Origin of the sequence: Desulfobulbus alkaliphilus, assembly GCF_016918545.1 — a bacterium.
GTDB classification, from domain to species: Bacteria; Desulfobacterota; Desulfobulbia; order Desulfobulbales; family Desulfobulbaceae; genus Desulfobulbus; species Desulfobulbus alkaliphilus.
Map to the genome: position 1 here is coordinate 1 of NZ_JAFFQC010000429.1, position 388 is coordinate 388.

Sequence of the window (388 nt, forward strand, 5' to 3'; positions counted from 1 at the left end):
GATCTCGGCGTGTCCTCTCCGCAACTGGATGAGGCAGCGCGCGGCTTCAGTTTCCTGCGCGATGGCCCCCTCGATATGCGTATGGACCCGGGAGCGGACAGGAGTGCGGCAGAGTGGCTGGCGACTGCGACGGAAGCAGATATGACGCGGGTATTGCGCGAGTACGGCGAAGAACGTTTTGCTCGCCCCATCGCCCGCGCCATCCTGCGGGCCCGGGAACAGGCGCCCATTACCAGAACCTTGCAACTGGCGGAGTTGATCGCCCAGGTACTGCCCCGGCACGAAACCGGACAGCATCCGGCAACCCGCAGTTTTCAGGGCATCCGCATTTTCATCAACCGCGAACTGGAAGAACTGGAGGCCTTCCTTCCTCAGGCCATGAATGCGT

Annotated in this window: 1 protein-coding gene; it reads left to right on the forward strand. The window is 62.6% G+C overall.

Translation table 11 applies throughout. From position 1 onward, the window contains the following. Nucleotides 1-388 (forward strand): 16S rRNA (cytosine(1402)-N(4))-methyltransferase RsmH (rsmH, locus tag JWG43_RS19260; protein ID WP_205244503.1); only part of this gene is annotated, 388 nt, incomplete at both ends.